The 15,407-nt window shown below is 67.6% G+C and carries 18 protein-coding genes, 1 tRNA gene and 1 other RNA gene; 14 read left to right on the top strand and 6 right to left on the bottom strand.

Annotated features, from left to right (window positions below; genetic code table 11):
- Positions 1-52 precede the first annotated feature (52 nt).
- Positions 53-889, top strand: coding sequence for a DUF1206 domain-containing protein (locus FND50_RS03200; protein WP_007298415.1), 837 nt, complete (start codon positions 53-55; stop codon positions 887-889).
- Positions 890-940: 51 nt separating this feature from the next.
- On the opposite strand, the gene FND50_RS03195 is transcribed toward FND50_RS03200, so the two are convergent.
- Both FND50_RS03195 and ffs read right to left on the bottom strand, forming a co-directional pair.
- Positions 941-2,239, bottom strand: a complete 1,299-nt coding sequence (locus FND50_RS03195; protein ID WP_144284731.1) for an aminotransferase class I/II-fold pyridoxal phosphate-dependent enzyme — start codon at positions 2,237-2,239, stop codon at positions 941-943.
- A 43-nt stretch (positions 2,240-2,282) separates the two neighbouring features.
- Positions 2,283-2,377: signal recognition particle sRNA small type (ffs, locus tag FND50_RS03190), an RNA gene on the bottom strand.
- 125 nt (positions 2,378-2,502) lie between these two features.
- Between ffs and FND50_RS03185 the strand changes: the two genes are divergently transcribed.
- From FND50_RS03185 to FND50_RS03170, 4 genes are all read left to right on the top strand, one after another.
- Positions 2,503-2,997, top strand: a complete 495-nt coding sequence (locus FND50_RS03185; protein WP_144284730.1) for a DUF3558 family protein — start codon at positions 2,503-2,505, stop codon at positions 2,995-2,997.
- Positions 2,998-3,056: 59 nt separating this feature from the next.
- Positions 3,057-3,144, top strand: a tRNA-Ser gene (locus FND50_RS03180).
- 189 nt (positions 3,145-3,333) lie between these two features.
- Positions 3,334-4,293, top strand: a complete 960-nt coding sequence (locus FND50_RS03175; protein ID WP_005253354.1) for an alpha/beta hydrolase family protein — start codon at positions 3,334-3,336, stop codon at positions 4,291-4,293.
- Positions 4,294-4,379: 86 nt separating this feature from the next.
- The gene (locus FND50_RS03170; protein ID WP_144284729.1) at positions 4,380-5,060 is read left to right on the top strand and encodes a YoaK family protein; all 681 of its coding nucleotides are present in this window, start codon (positions 4,380-4,382) and stop codon (positions 5,058-5,060) included.
- Here FND50_RS03170 and FND50_RS03165 read toward each other — a convergent pair.
- The gene (locus FND50_RS03165) at positions 5,035-5,550 is read right to left on the bottom strand and encodes a hypothetical protein (protein WP_144284728.1); all 516 of its coding nucleotides are present in this window, start codon (positions 5,548-5,550) and stop codon (positions 5,035-5,037) included. The genes FND50_RS03170 and FND50_RS03165 overlap by 26 nt on opposite strands.
- A 155-nt stretch (positions 5,551-5,705) precedes the next feature.
- On the opposite strand from FND50_RS03165, the gene FND50_RS03160 reads away from it, so the two are divergent.
- The 3 genes from FND50_RS03160 to FND50_RS03150 are packed head-to-tail and all read left to right on the top strand — an operon-like array spanning position 5,706 to position 8,649.
- The gene (locus FND50_RS03160) at positions 5,706-6,515 is read left to right on the top strand and encodes a helix-turn-helix domain-containing protein (RefSeq protein ID WP_144284727.1); all 810 of its coding nucleotides are present in this window, start codon (positions 5,706-5,708) and stop codon (positions 6,513-6,515) included.
- Positions 6,512-7,072, top strand: a complete 561-nt coding sequence (locus FND50_RS03155) for a TIGR03086 family metal-binding protein (RefSeq protein ID WP_144284726.1) — start codon at positions 6,512-6,514, stop codon at positions 7,070-7,072. The genes FND50_RS03160 and FND50_RS03155 overlap by 4 nt, the downstream gene beginning before the upstream one ends.
- Before the next feature lie 38 nt (positions 7,073-7,110).
- A complete protein-coding gene (locus FND50_RS03150; protein ID WP_144284725.1) occupies positions 7,111-8,649 on the top strand; it encodes a metallophosphoesterase in 1,539 nt (512 codons plus the stop codon).
- On the opposite strand, the gene FND50_RS03145 is transcribed toward FND50_RS03150, so the two are convergent.
- Positions 8,639-9,220 carry a TetR/AcrR family transcriptional regulator gene (locus FND50_RS03145; protein ID WP_144284724.1) on the bottom strand — a complete coding sequence of 194 codons (582 nt, stop codon included), beginning with the start codon at positions 9,218-9,220 and terminating at the stop codon, positions 8,639-8,641. The genes FND50_RS03150 and FND50_RS03145 overlap by 11 nt on opposite strands.
- Before the next feature lie 53 nt (positions 9,221-9,273).
- Here FND50_RS03145 and FND50_RS03140 point away from each other — a divergent pair, with 53 nt between their 5' ends.
- Complete coding sequence (locus FND50_RS03140; RefSeq protein ID WP_144288963.1) at positions 9,274-9,942, top strand: 1-acyl-sn-glycerol-3-phosphate acyltransferase; 669 nt, start codon at positions 9,274-9,276, stop codon at positions 9,940-9,942.
- Here the strand turns inward: FND50_RS03140 and FND50_RS03135 are convergent.
- Positions 9,926-10,507: a TetR/AcrR family transcriptional regulator gene (locus FND50_RS03135; RefSeq protein ID WP_144284723.1), complete on the bottom strand. Its 582-nt coding sequence runs from the start codon at positions 10,505-10,507 to the stop codon at positions 9,926-9,928. The two genes, FND50_RS03140 and FND50_RS03135, sit on opposite strands and share 17 nt — an antisense overlap.
- A gap of 83 nt (positions 10,508-10,590) precedes the next feature.
- Here FND50_RS03135 and FND50_RS03130 point away from each other — a divergent pair, with 83 nt between their 5' ends.
- The 3 genes from FND50_RS03130 (at position 10,591) to gluQRS (ending at position 12,825) form a co-directional block, all read left to right on the top strand.
- A complete protein-coding gene (locus FND50_RS03130) occupies positions 10,591-11,169 on the top strand; it encodes a dihydrofolate reductase family protein (RefSeq protein WP_037239559.1) in 579 nt (192 codons plus the stop codon).
- 79 nt (positions 11,170-11,248) lie between these two features.
- A complete protein-coding gene (locus tag FND50_RS03125) occupies positions 11,249-11,857 on the top strand; it encodes a TetR/AcrR family transcriptional regulator (RefSeq protein ID WP_144284722.1) in 609 nt (202 codons plus the stop codon).
- Between the two features lie 11 nt (positions 11,858-11,868).
- Entirely contained in the window at positions 11,869-12,825 is a 957-nt protein-coding gene (gene gluQRS, locus FND50_RS03120) for a tRNA glutamyl-Q(34) synthetase GluQRS (RefSeq protein WP_037239554.1), read from the top strand.
- On the opposite strand, the gene FND50_RS03115 is transcribed toward gluQRS, so the two are convergent.
- A complete protein-coding gene (locus tag FND50_RS03115; RefSeq protein ID WP_144288962.1) occupies positions 12,794-13,363 on the bottom strand; it encodes a DUF4190 domain-containing protein in 570 nt (189 codons plus the stop codon). The genes gluQRS and FND50_RS03115 overlap by 32 nt on opposite strands.
- Positions 13,364-13,894: 531 nt before the next feature.
- Here FND50_RS03115 and FND50_RS03110 point away from each other — a divergent pair.
- Both FND50_RS03110 and FND50_RS03105 read left to right on the top strand, forming a co-directional pair.
- Positions 13,895-14,563, top strand: coding sequence for a hypothetical protein (locus FND50_RS03110; RefSeq protein WP_005253341.1), 669 nt, complete (start codon positions 13,895-13,897; stop codon positions 14,561-14,563).
- A 159-nt stretch (positions 14,564-14,722) separates the two neighbouring features.
- Entirely contained in the window at positions 14,723-15,358 is a 636-nt protein-coding gene (locus tag FND50_RS03105; RefSeq protein WP_144284721.1) for an RDD family protein, read from the top strand.
- Positions 15,359-15,407: the final 49 nt, after the last annotated feature.

Raw genomic sequence — 15,407 nt, 5'->3', positions numbered from 1 at the left:
ATCTCTACGTCACAGGGACTCCGGTCCGTTCGCACAACCCGAAGGACACCCGATGGCCCAGAACGAAACGAATCGAGCCAACGGGATGAGCCGCGCCGTCGACAGGGCAACCGACAGCAACACTTTCGAACGGGTCGCGCGCGCCGGCCACGTGATGAGCGGTTTCGTCCACCTGCTGATCGCGTACATCATCATTCAGCTGGCGTTCGGCACCGGCGGCAACGCCGATCAGTCCGGGGCCCTCGGCGCCCTGGCCGCCAAACCCGGTGGCCGGTTCGTGCTGTGGGTGGCGATGGTCGCGTTCATCGCGATGGCGCTGTGGCGGCTCGCCGAGACCGTCCTCGGCCCCCACGTCACCGAGAAATCCGGGGGCGACGGCGACGACACGTCCCTGCTGGACCGCGCGAAGGCGTTCGGCCTCGCCGTCGTCTACTTCGCGTTCGCCTTCTCGGCATACCAGTTCGCGAGCGGCGGTGGGAAATCGAGCGGTCAGCAGAACGCCGGAATGAGTGCACGCCTCATGGAGTCCGGGGGAGGCAAGATTCTTCTCGTGGTGGTGGGTCTCGTCGCCATCGCGATCGGCGGCTACCACATCTACAAGGGGGCGTCGAAGAACTTCCTCGACGACCTGAAGGGCACCCCGTCGAAGCTCGTCGAGCCCCTCGGAGTGGTCGGCTACGTGGCCAAGGGCCTCGTCATCGCGGGCGCGGGCGTGCTGGTGATCGTGGCGGTCGTCAACGCCGACCCGTCCAAGGCCACCGGCCTCGACGGCGCGGTGAAGACCCTGGGCTCGGCGCCGTTCGGGCAGTTCCTCCTGGTCCTCGCCGGACTGGGCATCGCCGCGTACGGGCTGTACAGCTTCGTGATGGCGCGCTACGCCAGGATGTAGAGACACGTCCGGCCGCTCACCCGGCAAGGGTGAGCGGCCGGAAGTCGTCTGCTAGGACTTCGGCAGGTCCAGGCGTGATTCGGTGGCCGCGAGCAGCACGCACGTCGCGACACCGTTCATCGACTTGTCCAGATCCTCCATCGAGGGGAAGCTCGGCGCGAGCCGGATGTTCTTGTCCTCGGGGTCGACGCCGTACGGGAACGCCGATCCGGCGGCAGTGAGCGCGATTCCCGCGTCCTTCGCCAGGGCGATGACGCGCTTCGCGGTGCCCTCGACGACGTCCAGGCTGATGAAGTATCCGCCCTTCGGCTCCGTCCACGACGCCACCTTCGACGCCCCCAGACGGTCCTCGAGGATCTTCAGGACGAGCGCGAACTTCGGCGCCAGGATCTCGCGGTGCTTCTCCATGTGGGCGCGCACGCCGTCGGCGTCACCGAAGAACCGCAGGTGCCGGAGCTGGTTCAGCTTGTCGGGACCGATGCTCTTCTTGCCGAGGTACTTCTGGTACCAGGCCAGGTTCGCGGTCGAGGAACCGAAGAAGCTGACGCCCGCACCGGCGAACGTGATCTTCGACGTCGACGCGAAGACGAGCGGCCGGTTGGGGTTACCCGCCTCCGCGGCCATCCCGAGGATGTCCAGCGACGGTGCCGTCTCGCCGACGAGCGGGTGGACGGCGTAGGCGTTGTCCCAGAACAGCCGGAAGTCGGGGGCGGCGGTCGGCATCGACGCCAGCGTCCGCGTGACCTCTTCCGAGTACACCGCGCCCGTGGGGTTGGAGTAGTTGGGGACGGCCCACAGACCCTTGATCTGCGGATCGTTCGCCACCAGCTCGGTGATGACGCCGACATCGGGGCCGTCCGGGCGCATCGGCACCGGGATCATCTCGATGCCGTACGTCTCGGTGATCCCGAAGTGCCGGTCGTAACCGGGCGCCGGGCACAGGAACTTGACCTTCTCCTCCTGCGACCACGGGCGCAGGGAGTCGGGGGTGCCGTGCAGCAGGGCGAACACGACATTGTCGTGCATGATCTCGAGGCTGGCGTTGTTGCCGGCGAGCAGGTTCTCGACGGGGATGCCGAGCAGTTCACCGAAGATGGCGCGCAGCTCCGGCAGTCCGGTGAGCCCGCCGTAGTTGCGGGTGTCGGTGCCGTTGCCGTCGCGAAAGTCGCCGTCGCCGGGCAGTGTCAGCAGCGCCGCCGACAGATCCAGCTGCTCGGGCGAGGGCTTGCCGCGAGTGAGGTCGAGCGTGAGCTTCTCCGTCTTCAGCTGCGCGTAACTCGCAGTCTGGCGCTCGTGCTCCGAAAGTAGTTCCTCATGGCTCATCAACCCGATCTGGGTCTGGTTGGTCATCAGGAGCGGCCTCTCACCGACGTCGTGGGTCGGGTATGCGAAAGATAGGGGACCCCGCGCACCCGGCAGAGCCCGTTGACCCTTGCTGCCTTCCGGCCCTGGGGGAGTTCACAGGATGCGCGCCGCGCGGGATCCACCACAGAGTGTAGACGGCCCCGAGCCGTGGTCGGGATCCACCCCGGCCCGCGCCCGACGCCGCACCTCTGACCACGGCCAGTGTTACCGTCGCCCCCGCATTCGGCCACCGTCGGCAAAGGATCGGGATGAAACTCAGAAGGACAGCACACGCGGTGACACTCGCCGCCGTCGTGGCAGCACTGTCGGCATGCGGCGGAGGCAGCGACGACGCAGCCACGTCGGACGCGGTGAGCTGGGACGCGGCCGAGCCGTGCACGCTCGCGGACGATGCGACGCTCGCACCGCTTCTCACGGCAGGCGCCGGCGAGGGCACCGCCACCGACAGTCCCGAACGTCGCGCCTGCACGTGGGGTAAGCCCGAGGCGCTGAACACCGTGACGATCACCACGACGAGCGCGCCGGAACCGGTCGACCCGCTGCGCACGATCGCCGTCGGCGGACTCGAGGGGCGCGCGCTCGCCGAGAGCAAATACCAGTGCATCCTCGAGGTCACGACCGATGCGGGCACCCTGTCGATCGAGACGAAATTCGGTCTCGACGCCACCGCGAACCCGGACACGTCCTGCGACCGGTCCGTCCCCCTCGCCGAGCACGCCCTCACCCAGCTGAAGTGGGCCTAGAACACGCTGCTACCTGGTCGTTTAACGGTGAGCCGCCGTCGTTGGGTATGCTCCTCCACGGAGGATTCGCCTAGTGGCCTATGGCGCTCGCCTGGAACGCGGGTTGGGTTAACGCCCTCAGGGGTTCAAATCCCCTATCCTCCGCCACAGGAACCCCTGTGAACTGCTGAGAAGCGGTTCGCAGGGGTTTCTTTTCTCTGTCTCCGAGCGACGACCGACCGGCTGCCGGATCCGAAAGTCCTGGCCACAGCAGGCGCAACCCGTTATCTTCCTGTTATCGTTTGCGGTGCAGCGTTCGCTGTGCTGTGTGTCGATTCGAGATAAAAGGACATTCGTATGGCGATTCGTCGCACCCGCGCACTGATCGTGGGCTTGGTCGCAGTGTTGGCATCGGGCCTCGTGTCCGTATTGGCCGGAACCGGCGTCGCCCACGCCGACTCGGCCCTGATCTCTGTGTATTCACCGTCGATGGACAAGGACATTCCCGTCAAGGTGCTCAAGGCCGCGGGCGGTGGTCCCGCGCCGACCCTGTACCTGCTCGACGGTCTGCGGGCACCGGACGACAACAACGGCTGGCTGATCGAGACCGACGTGGAGAGTTTCTTCGCCGGCAAGCACGTCAACGTGGTCATCCCGTTCGGCGGCGGCGGCACCTTCTACTCCGACTGGCAGCGCGACGACCCGAAGCTCGGCCGCGTCAAGTGGGAGACGTTCCTGACCAATGAGCTGCCCCCGGTGATGGCTTCCCAATTCGGCAGCGACGGGGTGAACAACGCGGTCGCGGGTCTGTCGATGAGCGGCACCTCCGCGTTGAACCTCGCCACGCACCGCCCCGACTTCTACAAGGCGGTCGCGTCCTACAGCGGATACCCGACGGCCAGCTCGCCCGGCTTCGCGCAGGGCATCCAGGTCTCGGTCGCCCAGATGGGCGGCAACGCGCTGAACATGTGGGGCTTCTGGCCGTCGGCTGCGTGGCTTCGCAACGACCCGCTGCTCAACGTCGGCGCGCTGCGCGGCAAGTCCGTCTACATTTCGTCCGGCGCAGGCTCGACGGCGAGCGATCCGACCGTCGACCCGGACAGCGCCTCGTTCGACCCGGTGAAGTTCTCGCAGACAGTCCCCCTCGAGACGGCCTCCGGTCTGAGCAGCAAGGTTTTCGTGCCCGCGGTGCAGCGCGCAGGCGCCAAGCTGCAGACCCATATCACCGACGACGGTCTCCACACGTGGAACTACTGGCAGGACCGCTTGCACGAGTCCTGGGCCAACACGCTGGCACCCGCCCTCGGGACGTCCTGAGCCAGGCGTCGTGATCGCCTGACCTACGCCACAGTGGCCCCCGATCTCCGGATCGGGGGCCACTGTCGTCGGCTGCGGTGTTTGATGTGGGTGTGCCGATCGACGACAGCAAGCGGACGCTCGCGCTGGCGGTGGTGCTGTCCACGCTGGCCGGCTACGTCGACGCGCTGGGATTCATCACGCTCGGCGGGTTCTTCGTCGCGTTCATGAGCGGCAATCTCACCCGGTTCAGTGTCGGGTTCGCGGACGCCGAGTGGGCGCACGCGGCGACTGCTGCCGCGGTGATCGGCATGTTCGTCCTCGGCTGCGCCCTGGGTGCCGTGGTCGTGCACCTGTCCGAGCGACGGCGCCTGCCCGTCCGGACGACGGTGCTCGCGGTCGTGTCGGGACTGCTCATCGCGGGCGCGGTGGCCGCGACCGTCGGGGCGAGCACGGTAGCCGTCGGCGCGATGCTGCTCGCGATGGGCGCCGAGAACTCCTTCTTCCAGCGCGACGGCGAGGTGACCATCGGTCTCACCTACATGACGGGCGCGCTCGTGAAGATGGGACATCGACTGGCCGGGGCACTGTTCGGTGGGCCGCGGTGGGCGTGGCTACGACATTTCGCACTGTGGGCCGGCCTGGTGGTGGGCGCGGTGGCGGGCGCCCTCGCGCACCACTGGATCGGGCTGGACGCCCTGTGGTTCGCTGCCGTCCTGTCGGCAGCGCTGACCGTCACCGTCCACCTGAGGATCGACCGCGCTACTCGCCGCCCGCAGTTGTCGTGACCGGGTTGCCTGCGGAGTCGAGGGTCCACCACACGCTGCCGACCGCCTGCCCGAATGCATCCCCGGGTTCGTTGTCGTCCTTGTAGCGGTACAGGGGGCGGCCGTTCACGGTCAGCTGATGGGTGCCGTCCGCGGCCGGGATGGTGTCGATGACGACTTCCTGCAACCCCTGCACGGTCGGGTTCTCGGTGACGGAGGTGACCGGCGGCCACGACTGCAGGCACGTGTCCCGGCACGAACTGGCGCCGGAGCCGACCTCGTCGTTGTCGTACACGTAGACCGTCATGCCACCGTCGTCGACCATCACCTCGCCGAGCGTCGTCGGTCCCATCTTCAGGACGGGTGTGCCGGGCGCGGCGGGCGGGGACGTCGGCGTCGGAGACACCGGGGCGTTGCCGCCCGTGTCGCCGGAATCGGTGCTGTCGTAGGCGCAACTCGAGAAGGTCAGGCTGACGGCGGCGATCGCTGCCAGCGCCCATGTTCGTCTCATGGAGTCCTCGTTCTCTGTGACGGCGAAGTGGCGGGCCTCCGGGGAACCTCTGCGGACCCGTGCATACAGTTCACCTCGAGTTGCGTGCCGGTGCGGGCACTTCGGGCGATGTGACCGGCCCGCACGTGTCGGTATCCGTGATTAGGCTCCTGTGCATGGGCTGGTACACGCCGACCGCACCGTCGCCCGACCTCTCCGGCACCCTGGTGTGCGGGTGGTCCGCGCGGACACAGGGCGAGCATCTGCTGGTGCCGGACGCGTGCATGGACATCCTGTGGATCCCGGGTGCGGGAATCCGCGTGTGCGGTCCCGAAACCAGGGCCTGGTCTTTCGCGCTGCCGCCGGGCACCGAATCCGTCGGCGTCCGTTTCCGCCCCGGTGCCGCCTCGCATCTGCTGCGGACGTCGGCCGCCGAGGTCCGCAACATCCGGGTCGGTCTCGGGGACGTGCTCGGATCCACGTGGGAACGGAAACTGACCGACCGGCTCGACAACGCTCCCGGCTACGCGGAACGCATCGCCCTGTTCGAGAACGCCGTGCGCGCGTGGCGAAACCGCGGACCGGAAGCCGACCCTCTGATCGGCACCGTCCGGAAGGCGCTCGCCCGGCATTCGTGGAACGTGGGCGCGCTCGCCGACGCCGCCTCGGTCACCGAGCGGCAACTGCAGCGGCGATGCAACGACGCGTTCGGATACGGGCCCGCGACCCTCCGCGGAATCCTGCGGCTGCAACGGTTCATGGCGCTGGCGCAGTCGGGGACACGGACCGGACTCGCCGAACTCGCCGCCACCGCCGGCTACAGCGACCAGGCGCACCTGTCGCGCGAATGCCGGCGGATCTCCTCGCTCACCCCGTCCGACCTCCTCACCAGTGAGGCCCCCGACTGGCACGGAACAGAATCTGTCGTCGATGTCGGAAATGTTCAAGCCCTCGGACGCCGGACGGGAGAAGAATCGGCAGCATGACCTCGACAACCGAAACCCCCGCAGCCCACTACCGCGACCTCGCCGCGAAGTTCACGAAGCGTGTCGAATCCGTGCCCGCCGCACGCTGGGACGACGCGTCCCCGTGTGACGGCTGGACGGCCCGCGACGTCGTGCGGCACGTGATCGACACGCAGCGCTACATCGTCACCGTCGTCGATCTGGAACTGCCGGAGCCGCCGTCCGTCGACGACGACCCGGTGGCCGCGTGGGCGGCCACGCGCGATGGCATGCAGGAGATCCTGAACGACCCGGCTCTCGTGAGCCGCGAGTACGACGGGCACTTCGGCCGCACCGACCTCGGCAAGACCATCGACAGCTTCTACTGCTTCGACCTGGTGGTCCACGGCTGGGACCTGGCCCGGGCCACCGGCCTCGACGAGACCATCCCCGCAGGCGACCTGACCTGGGTGGGCGGCGTGGCCGAGCAGATGGGCGAAAGCATCCGCACGGCCGGGGTGTGCGGCCCCGCCGTGGACGTCCCGACGGACGCCGACGAGCAGACCAGGGTCCTGGCCTTCCTCGGCCGCAAGGCCTGACCCGAGCGCCTGCCCGGTCGCGCTTGTAACCTCGGGTCATGAGCGTGCCGGGCAGGATTGCCGCGCTGACGGCGGTGTCACTGGCCGCGGCGCTGCTGGGCGGTGACGTGATCGCGGTGGCCGATCCCGAACCGCGGGGCGCGTCCGGTCTGCCGGCGCGTGGCCTCGTCACCTCGGCGCCCCTCGCGTCCGCGGTCATGTTCGCCGGGATCACCGGCGACGCCGCTCCCTCACAGCGGGTTCCGGGTGAGGAGTCGAACGGTAGGTCGGCCACCAGCCACCGCTTCGACGAGTACCCGTACATGCGGTACGAGGTCCGGTTCGGCCCCGAGTCCGCCGGCACGGACGTGACCTGGCACGGGCGTTCGATGAATCTCGACGACCTCGCAATGCACGTGTGGGACGAGGAGGGGCAGAGCTGGGGTGAGCCGGTCGCGACGGCGCAGCCGTCCGAACCGGGCGGCCCGGTCACCCTGACCACCCGGATCGAGGGCGAGGACTCCGCTCAGATCCTCGTCATCGACGGCCCTCGACGGGATCGGAGTTTCCGCGAGGCCAACGCGACAGCCGATCAGCAGTTCGCCGACCCGAACGCGTACGACTTCGCGCTGCAGCACATCAGCGACACCCAGTACGTGTCCCGGGACCGGCCGGAGGTGTACTTCGACATGACCCGCTGGACCGCCGAGAACGCCGCCGAACGCAAGATCGCCTATTCCATGCACACCGGCGACCTCGTCCAGAGTTGGATTCGTCCGGGAGCACCCGAGTCCCGCGCCCGGCCCGAGTTCGAGGTGGCGGACAAGGCGATGGCGACGCTCGAAGAGGCCGGCATTCCCTACGGTGTCCTGCCCGGCAACCACGACAACCTGTGGAACGTCGGCGGACGGCTCATTCCCGGCGAGCACGAGAAGAACCACTCCCTCTACAACGAGTTCTTCGGGCCGTGGCGGTACCGCGACCAGCCGTACTGGGGCGAATCCGTCACGGACACGGACAATTCGGCGCACTACGACCTGCTCGACATCGCCGGCGCGAAATTCCTGATGCTCTACATCGGCTACAACCCACCCGAACACGTGCTGCAGTGGGCCGAGGGCGTGCTCGCCGACCACCCGGACCGCAACGTGGTGGTCGGCAGCCACTACTACCTGGACGAGGACGGCTCGCTGCGGATGAGCGGGTTCGGCGACATCGGTAGCAGTGCGGGACAGCAGATCTGGAACCGGCTCGTCGTTCCCTTCGAGACGGTCTTCCTGGTCCTCGCGGGACACGTCGACGGGCAGACGACGGTCACCGACCGGAAGGTGGGCGACACGGACCGGAAGGTCGTGGAGTTGCTCGCCGACTACCAGTACTTCACGGTGGACAGCCGCCGCGAGACCGGGTTCCAGCGACTCCTTCAGTTCGATCTCGACGGCGGAACCCTCGCCGTCACGACGCACTCCCCCACGCTGGACAGCTTCCGGGTGGAGGACTTCGATCCGCAGCGGCGCTACCAGCCCGGTGACGGGGACTTCGTCACCGATGTGGAACTGCGGGCCGACCTGCCCCGCGCCGTCCTGCCTACGCCCTGAGATGGAGGTCGATCAGCTGCGCGACGAACGCCTCCACGTCGAAGTCGCCGGCAATCACCTCGATGCTGCGGGTGACGCGGAGGGTCGCCACCCCGTGCAGCTGGGTCCACAGGTTCAACGCGACCATGTGCGGGGTCTCGGCGCCTGCGTCCGCGACGAGTGCGACGACCGTGTCGAACAGGGGTTTCGAGTGGTGCCGCAGGTCCTCTCCCGAACCCTCGAGCAGGTCGTGCCGGAACATCAATTCGAACAGGGTGCGGTGGGCGTCGGCGAAGGAGAGGTACTGCCGTGCCGTCCGCCGCACGCGTGCGAGGGGGTCCGCCTCGGACACGATCGCCGACCGGAGTTCTTCGGACAGCTCGGCGAATCCTGACGCGGCGATCGCGGCGAGCAGCGCCTTGTGGGTGGGAAAGTACCGCCGCGGCGCGCCGTGCGAGACACCCGCGTGCCGGGCGACGGCGCGCAGCCCGACGGCGTCGATGCCGCCGTCGTCCAGCAATTCGCGCCCGCAGTCGATCAGCCGCACGCGCAGGGGTTGCACTTCTCCACTCATGTAGACAGTGTCTATCATGACGGGAGTAGACAATGTCTACTCCACTTTGGCACCCGAGTCAGGAGTTCACCGTGTGGTACTGGATCTTCAAGTACGTGCTGATCGGACCGGTGCTGCGGATCTTCGGGCGGCCCACGATCGACGGCGCGCACCACATCCCGGTGTCGGGCCCGGTGATCCTGGCGAGCAATCACCTCACCGTCGTCGACTCGTTCTTCCTCGTCCTGATGGTGCGCAGGCGCATCACGTTCGTGGCCAAGAGCGAGTACTTCACCGAGGGCGGCGCGAAGGGCCGCGCGAAACACTGGTTCTTCACCGCGGCCGGCCAGGTGCCGATCGACCGATCCGGGGCCTCCGCGGCGGAATCCGCACTGAACACCGCGGAGAAGATCCTGGACGACGGCAAGGTCTGGGGAATCTACCCCGAGGGCACCCGGTCGCCCGACGGTCGACTCCACAAGGGCAAGACCGGAATCGCCCGGGTCGCGCTCGCGACGGGCGCCCCGGTCGTGCCCGTCGCCATGCACGGCACACGGCAGGTCAACCCCGTCGGATCGAGGATGTGGCGATTCGGCACGGTGTCAGTGACCGTCGGCGAACCACTCGACTTCTCCCGATTCTCCGAGCTACGCGACAACCGGCACGTCGTCCGGGCCGCGACGGACGAGTTGATGCACGCCCTCATGACGCTGTCGGGCCAGGAGTACGTGGACGACTACGCGCTCAGGCGTCCGGCGTAGCGACGGCACGTGTCACGAGATCGGCGACGAGCCGCTCCGTGTCGATCCCCTCGAGCACACCGGGCAGCGTCAGGTGCTCGACGATGAGCGCATTCATCGCGAGGTAGAGCATCAGCACGGTGCTGCGATCACCGGGCAGTCCCGAGTCGAGGTGAAACCCGATGTCGCGCTCCAGGTTCTCGGAGATCGTGCGCGTCAGCGTGGTCCGCAGCTCGGGACGCCGGACCGCTTCGAGTCGCAATTCCTGCAACGCGAGATAGCCGGTGCGGTCGCGGGTGATCCTGCCGAACAGGCCCTGCATGTACTCGATGGCGAGCGCGAGATTCTGCGGCTTGCGCCCGCTTTCTTCGATCACCGAGGGGTCGGGGCCCATGCGTTCGTGAATCCGCTTACCGACCTGGTCGAACAGGTCGTCGCGGCTGGCGAAGTAGTTGGACGCGGTCCCCTTGGGGACGTTCGCCTCGACGTCGACGGCGCGGAAGGTGAGGCCGCGCGCACCCTCGCGCGCAAGCACTTCGATCGCGGCGTTCACGAGAGCCGCACGTCGTTCCGGATTCTGCGCCATCGACACTCCTCGACAAAAGGACTTGGAACCACTGCAGTCATAGTACTACAAATGGAGTAGTTACCGACCACGGGAGGACTCACATGCGAAAGCTCGTCTACTACGCCGCCGCCACCATCGACGGATTCATCGCCGGCGCCGACGGCTCGGACCCCACCGGCACCATCTTCGAGATCGAGGGCGATCACATGCCCGTGATGATCGCCGAGTACCCCGAGACGGTCCCCACCCACATGCGGGCACCGCTGGGAATCGATGCCCCCAACAAACATTTCGACACACTGCTCATGGGCCGTGCCAGTTACCAGCCCGGCCTCGACCTCGGCGTGACCAGCCCATACGCGCATCTGCGGCAGTACGTCTTCTCGACCACGATCACCGAGTCGCCCGACCCGGACGTCGAGATCGTCTCGGGCGACCCGATCGAGAAGGTGCGCGAACTCAAGCGGGAGGACGGCAAGGACATCTGGCTGTGCGGCGGCGGCAAGCTCGCCGCCGCGGTGCAACCCGAGATCGACGAGCTCCGGATCAAGCTCAACCCCGTGGCGATCGGCACCGGCATTCCGCTGTTCGACGGCGAACTCGGCCCTCAGCGGTTCCGGCTGGCCGCGAGCCGTGCCTTCGAGAGCGGGATGATCTTCCTGACGTACGTCCGCCGATAGCCGAAGTCACACCCGCCACTCGCGGCAACACGCGCACCTGACGCAGGTATTGATTCAATACGTCAGTAATGTTCGAGGCATGCGCGAACGCCGATACTCGTCCACCAGCCCCGAACGCCTGGCCGCAGCCTTGTTCGACGTCGCGGCCGAGTCGGGTCTCGAGGGCGCCAGCGTGCGCGAGGTCGCCAAGAGGGCGGGGGTGTCCATCGGAGCCGTGCAGCACCACTTCTCCACGAAGGACGAGATGTTCGCGTTCGCCCTGCGAACCCTCGTCGACAAACTACTCACCCGACTGTCGGAGGTCGACCGCGGCGGGGATCCCGCCCGGGCCCTGTTCGCCGCGATGTCCCAGTTACTGCCGCTCGACGAGGCGCGGTCGCGGGAGGCGCACGTCATGGCGGCATTCGCCGTCCGGGCCGCCACCTCCCCGTCGCTCGCCGAGATCCGGCGCAAGACCCTGTTCACCATCCGCACCGGACTGTCCGCCGTGCTCATCGGGATCGGCACCCCGGAGGCGGAAACCCGTGCGGCGCTTCTCCTCGCCACCGTCGACGGCCTCGCCCTCGATGCGATCGGCAGTCCGGCGCTGTACCCGCCCGAGTACCTCGAGCACGCCCTCGACACCCAGATCGGCATGATTCTGCAGGGTGCCGACGTCGTGTCGTCGTCGATCGAACTCGCCAGCTGACCCCTCGGCCGATGTCACACCCGTCTCGTCAGAGTGAACCGCTGTCACCTCGGGCTGAGGGCGCGGGACGGTTCGCGCCCAGCCCGTCCGGCGACCTGCACCTCGGCAACCTGCGGACCGCCGTGCTGGCGTGGCTGTTCGCCCGGTCCACCGGCCGGAAGTTCCTCCTGCGCGTCGAAGACCTCGACCGCGTCCGCGAGGGCGCCCGGGACCGGCAACTGGCCGACCTCGCGGAACTCGGCCTCGACTGGGACGGCGATGTCGTGTCGCAGTCGCACCGACTGTCGCGGTACGACGCCGCCATCGCCGAGCTCCACGCCGCCGGCCTCACGTACGAGTGCTTCTGCACGAGAAGAGAAATCCTGAAAGCCGCGTCGGCGCCGCACGCGCCGCAGGGCGCGTACCCGGGGACCTGCCGCAACCTGACACCGGACGAACGCGCAGACCGGCTCGCCGGCGGACGACCACCCGCGCTGCGTCTGCGCGCCGGCGTCACGTCGTTCACCATCGACGACATCCTGCACGGCAGTTATTCCGGCATGGTGGACGACCTCGTGCTGCGGCGCGGCGACGGAACACCCGCCTACAACCTCGCGGTGGTCGTCGACGACGCCGCCCAGGGAATCGATCAGGTGGTGCGCGGCGACGACCTGCTCTCGTCCGCGCCCCGCCAGGCCTACCTCGCGGGGCTGCTCGGGTTGACCGCCCCCACCTACGCGCACGTGGCCCTCGCGCTCAACGAGGACGGCAACCGGCTTGCGAAACGCGACGGCGCCGTCACCCTCGCCGACCAGAAAGCGTTGGGACGCACCCCGAGCGACGTCCTCGGGGTGCTGGCGACGTCACTCCGGCTCGCGGAACCGGGTGAGGTCGTGGATCTCGGGACACTCCTCGACCGGTTCGACCCCGCCCGCCTGCACCGCGAACCGTGGGTGGTCAGGCTCCCGACGCCGCCGCAATCACCATGATCAGGAAGAACAGGATCCAGCCGACGACGTAGGCACCGCCGATGGCGATTCCGGCGATCGCGAGTCCCCGGCCCTCCTGCCCGGACTGCTTGATCTGGCCCAGCGCAATGATGCCGAGGATGATGCCGACGATGGAGCCGAGGCCGTAGAAGCATCCGCCGACGATCGACGTGATCAGCGACGCGATCGCGAGACCGTTCGTCCCCAGCGCCCGCTGGTAGGGCGCGCCGTACGGGTTCGGTGGGCCGTACAGCGGGGCGGGACCGCCGTATCGGCCCGAAGCCCCGTACTGATTGGGTGCGCCGCCGTACTGGTTGGGGGCGCTGTACTGATTCGGGGCGGCATACGGGTTGGGCGTCCCGTACTGCTGGTTCGGAGCCCCGTACTGGTCGCCGCCGTACTGATTCTGATTGGGCGCGGCATACGGATTCGGAGAAGTCCCGTACGCGCCCGGCTGCTGATAGTCGGGGTACTTCTCGGTGGGCGCCGAATAGGTGGGATAACCGGATTCGTCGACCCCGTATCCGTCGCGCGGCAAGCCGGGAACCTCACCGTAAGTGGGTGGTGTTTGCCCGTTGTACGGATTCGAATCGTCCGATCCCCCAGAATTAGTCACGATAACCAGCGTAAAGCATCAAAACCGCAGGAGAAGAAGCAGACCAAAGGGAGGCGAGTAAAGGATTGTCCACGTAGTGTTTATTCGCACTGTCACGCGCGAGCATTCAACTCTTGCTGAGGGGATCACATGACGACTGGTGGACACGACCCTAACGACAAACCTGAAGGTGGTGACCAGGGCGGATACCCCCCGCAGGGCAATCCTCCACCGCCGCCCGGTGGTTATCCGCCGCCCCCGGGGAATTACCCGCCGCCGCCGCAGGGACCGCCGCCCGGCGGATATCCGCCACCGCCGCCCGGCGGAAACTACCCGCCTCCGCCCGGCGGAAACTATCCACCGCCCCCCGGTAATTACCCGCCGCCGCCCGGCGGAAATTACCCGCCGCCGCAGGGCAATTACCCGCCGCCGCCCCAGGGACCGCCGCCCGGCGGATATCCGCCACCCCCGCCGATGTCGGATTACGGCACGCCCGGGCAGACACCGGGGCAGTTCTCCGTGGGCGACGCGATCGGCTACGGCTGGAACAAGTTCAAGGACAACGCGCTCATCTGGATCGGCATCCTGCTGATCGCCGCCATCATCCAGGTCGTGCTGAACCTCGTCTTCGGCGGCTTCAGCACGTCGTCCGACATGAGCGCGGCGTTCTCGGTGTGGCGCATCATCGGCACGATCGTCACGACCATCGTCGGCTACCTGATCAATGCGGCTCTGGTGCGGGGCGCCCTGCACGAAGTGGACGGGAACAAGCCGGCGTTCGGTTCGTTCTTCCAGTTCACCAATGTCGGGGCGATCATCATCGCCAGCGTGATCATCGGTGTGGCCGCCACCATCGGTTTCGTCCTGCTCATCATCCCGGGTCTCATCGTGATCTTCCTGACCTGGTGGACGCTGCAGTTCGTCATCGATCAGAACGAGGACGCCATCACCGGCATCAAGTCGAGCTTCCGCGTGATCTCGCAGAACGTCGGCCCGGTGCTGCTGCTGGCCCTGGCCCTCGTCGGCATCAACATCGTCGGTGCAATCCTCTGCGGCGTCGGACTTCTCGTCTCGATCCCGATCACGATCATCGCGTCGACCTACGCGTACCGCGTGCTCACCGGCCGTTACGTCGCGGCCTGACCGACCGCTCCCCACGGGTGAGTGTGCTTCCTGTCCAACGAGGACGGAAGTACGCTCACCCGTTTTGCTACTCCCGTCACTCGAGTCACTCCCACCCCTTGCGTAAGGTGCTCAGGCGTCATCCGAGACATTCAGGACTCGAGATTCGAGGGGGAACACATGACTACCGGTGGATTCGATCCAGGCCAGGGACAACAGCCGTTCGGCGGGCAGCAGTACGGGCAACCGCACTACAACGGGGCGGGCCGGCAGCAGCACGGACAGCAGTTCGGCGCACCGCCGCAGTTCGATTCGGCGCAGCAATTCGGCACCCAGCCGTTCGCGCAGCCGGATTTCGGGTTCGACCCGTTCCGCCCCGGTGAACTTCTTCCCCGCCTGGGCGCACGGGTGATCGACGGCCTGATCGTCGGCATCCCGATGGCCGTGGTCAGCACCGTCCTCGCGCTGGTGCTGGGCAACTTCCTGGGCAGCGTCCTCGGCGCGATCCTCACCGCGGCCGCCGCCGTCGGCTATTTCGTCTTCCTCGAAACGACGAGGGGGCAGACCCTGGGCAAGCAGATTCTGGGCCTGCGGGTCGAGGGCCCGAACGGCGGACTCCCCACCCAGCAGCAGTCGCTGACCAGGAACGGTTTCTACGTCCTGTCCGCGCTCGGCGGGTTCCCGCTCCTCGGGTTCCTGTTCGGACTGCTCGGCGTCGTCGCCGCGATCATCATCGGGGTGACCATCAACGGCAGCCCCACCAAGCAGGGCAAGCACGACGAACTGGCCGGCGGCACGCGCGTCGTCCAGGGCTAGTCCGAACCACTCCCTACCGTGCGGGTGAACGTACCTTTCGTCGCGTCAG

Origin of the sequence: Rhodococcus sp. WB9, assembly GCF_007558985.1 — a bacterium.
In the GTDB taxonomy this organism is placed as follows: domain Bacteria; phylum Actinomycetota; class Actinomycetes; order Mycobacteriales; family Mycobacteriaceae; genus Rhodococcus_F; species Rhodococcus_F opacus.
The sequence above is the reverse complement of the archived record's forward strand: the minus strand, read 5'-3'. Positions and strand labels throughout refer to the sequence as shown.

Excerpts from the sequence above, each read along its gene's own strand:
- FND50_RS03200 (WP_007298415.1), top strand. The coding sequence starts at position 53 with ATGGCCCAGAACGAAACGAATCGAGCCAACGGGATGAGCCGCGCCGTC.
- FND50_RS03195 (WP_144284731.1), bottom strand. The coding sequence starts at position 2,239 with ATGACCAACCAGACCCAGATCGGGTTGATGAGCCATGAGGAACTACTT.
- FND50_RS03185 (WP_144284730.1), top strand. The coding sequence starts at position 2,503 with ATGAAACTCAGAAGGACAGCACACGCGGTGACACTCGCCGCCGTCGTG.
- FND50_RS03175 (WP_005253354.1), top strand. The coding sequence starts at position 3,334 with ATGGCGATTCGTCGCACCCGCGCACTGATCGTGGGCTTGGTCGCAGTG.
- FND50_RS03165 (WP_144284728.1), bottom strand. The coding sequence starts at position 5,550 with ATGAGACGAACATGGGCGCTGGCAGCGATCGCCGCCGTCAGCCTGACC.
- FND50_RS03160 (WP_144284727.1), top strand. The coding sequence starts at position 5,706 with ATGGGCTGGTACACGCCGACCGCACCGTCGCCCGACCTCTCCGGCACC.
- FND50_RS03155 (WP_144284726.1), top strand. The coding sequence starts at position 6,512 with ATGACCTCGACAACCGAAACCCCCGCAGCCCACTACCGCGACCTCGCC.
- FND50_RS03150 (WP_144284725.1), top strand. The coding sequence starts at position 7,111 with ATGAGCGTGCCGGGCAGGATTGCCGCGCTGACGGCGGTGTCACTGGCC.
- FND50_RS03145 (WP_144284724.1), bottom strand. The coding sequence starts at position 9,220 with ATGATAGACACTGTCTACATGAGTGGAGAAGTGCAACCCCTGCGCGTG.
- FND50_RS03135 (WP_144284723.1), bottom strand. The coding sequence starts at position 10,507 with ATGGCGCAGAATCCGGAACGACGTGCGGCTCTCGTGAACGCCGCGATC.
- FND50_RS03130 (WP_037239559.1), top strand. The coding sequence starts at position 10,591 with ATGCGAAAGCTCGTCTACTACGCCGCCGCCACCATCGACGGATTCATC.
- FND50_RS03125 (WP_144284722.1), top strand. The coding sequence starts at position 11,249 with ATGCGCGAACGCCGATACTCGTCCACCAGCCCCGAACGCCTGGCCGCA.
- gluQRS (WP_037239554.1), top strand. The coding sequence starts at position 11,869 with ATGTCACACCCGTCTCGTCAGAGTGAACCGCTGTCACCTCGGGCTGAG.
- FND50_RS03110 (WP_005253341.1), top strand. The coding sequence starts at position 13,895 with ATGTCGGATTACGGCACGCCCGGGCAGACACCGGGGCAGTTCTCCGTG.
- FND50_RS03105 (WP_144284721.1), top strand. The coding sequence starts at position 14,723 with ATGACTACCGGTGGATTCGATCCAGGCCAGGGACAACAGCCGTTCGGC.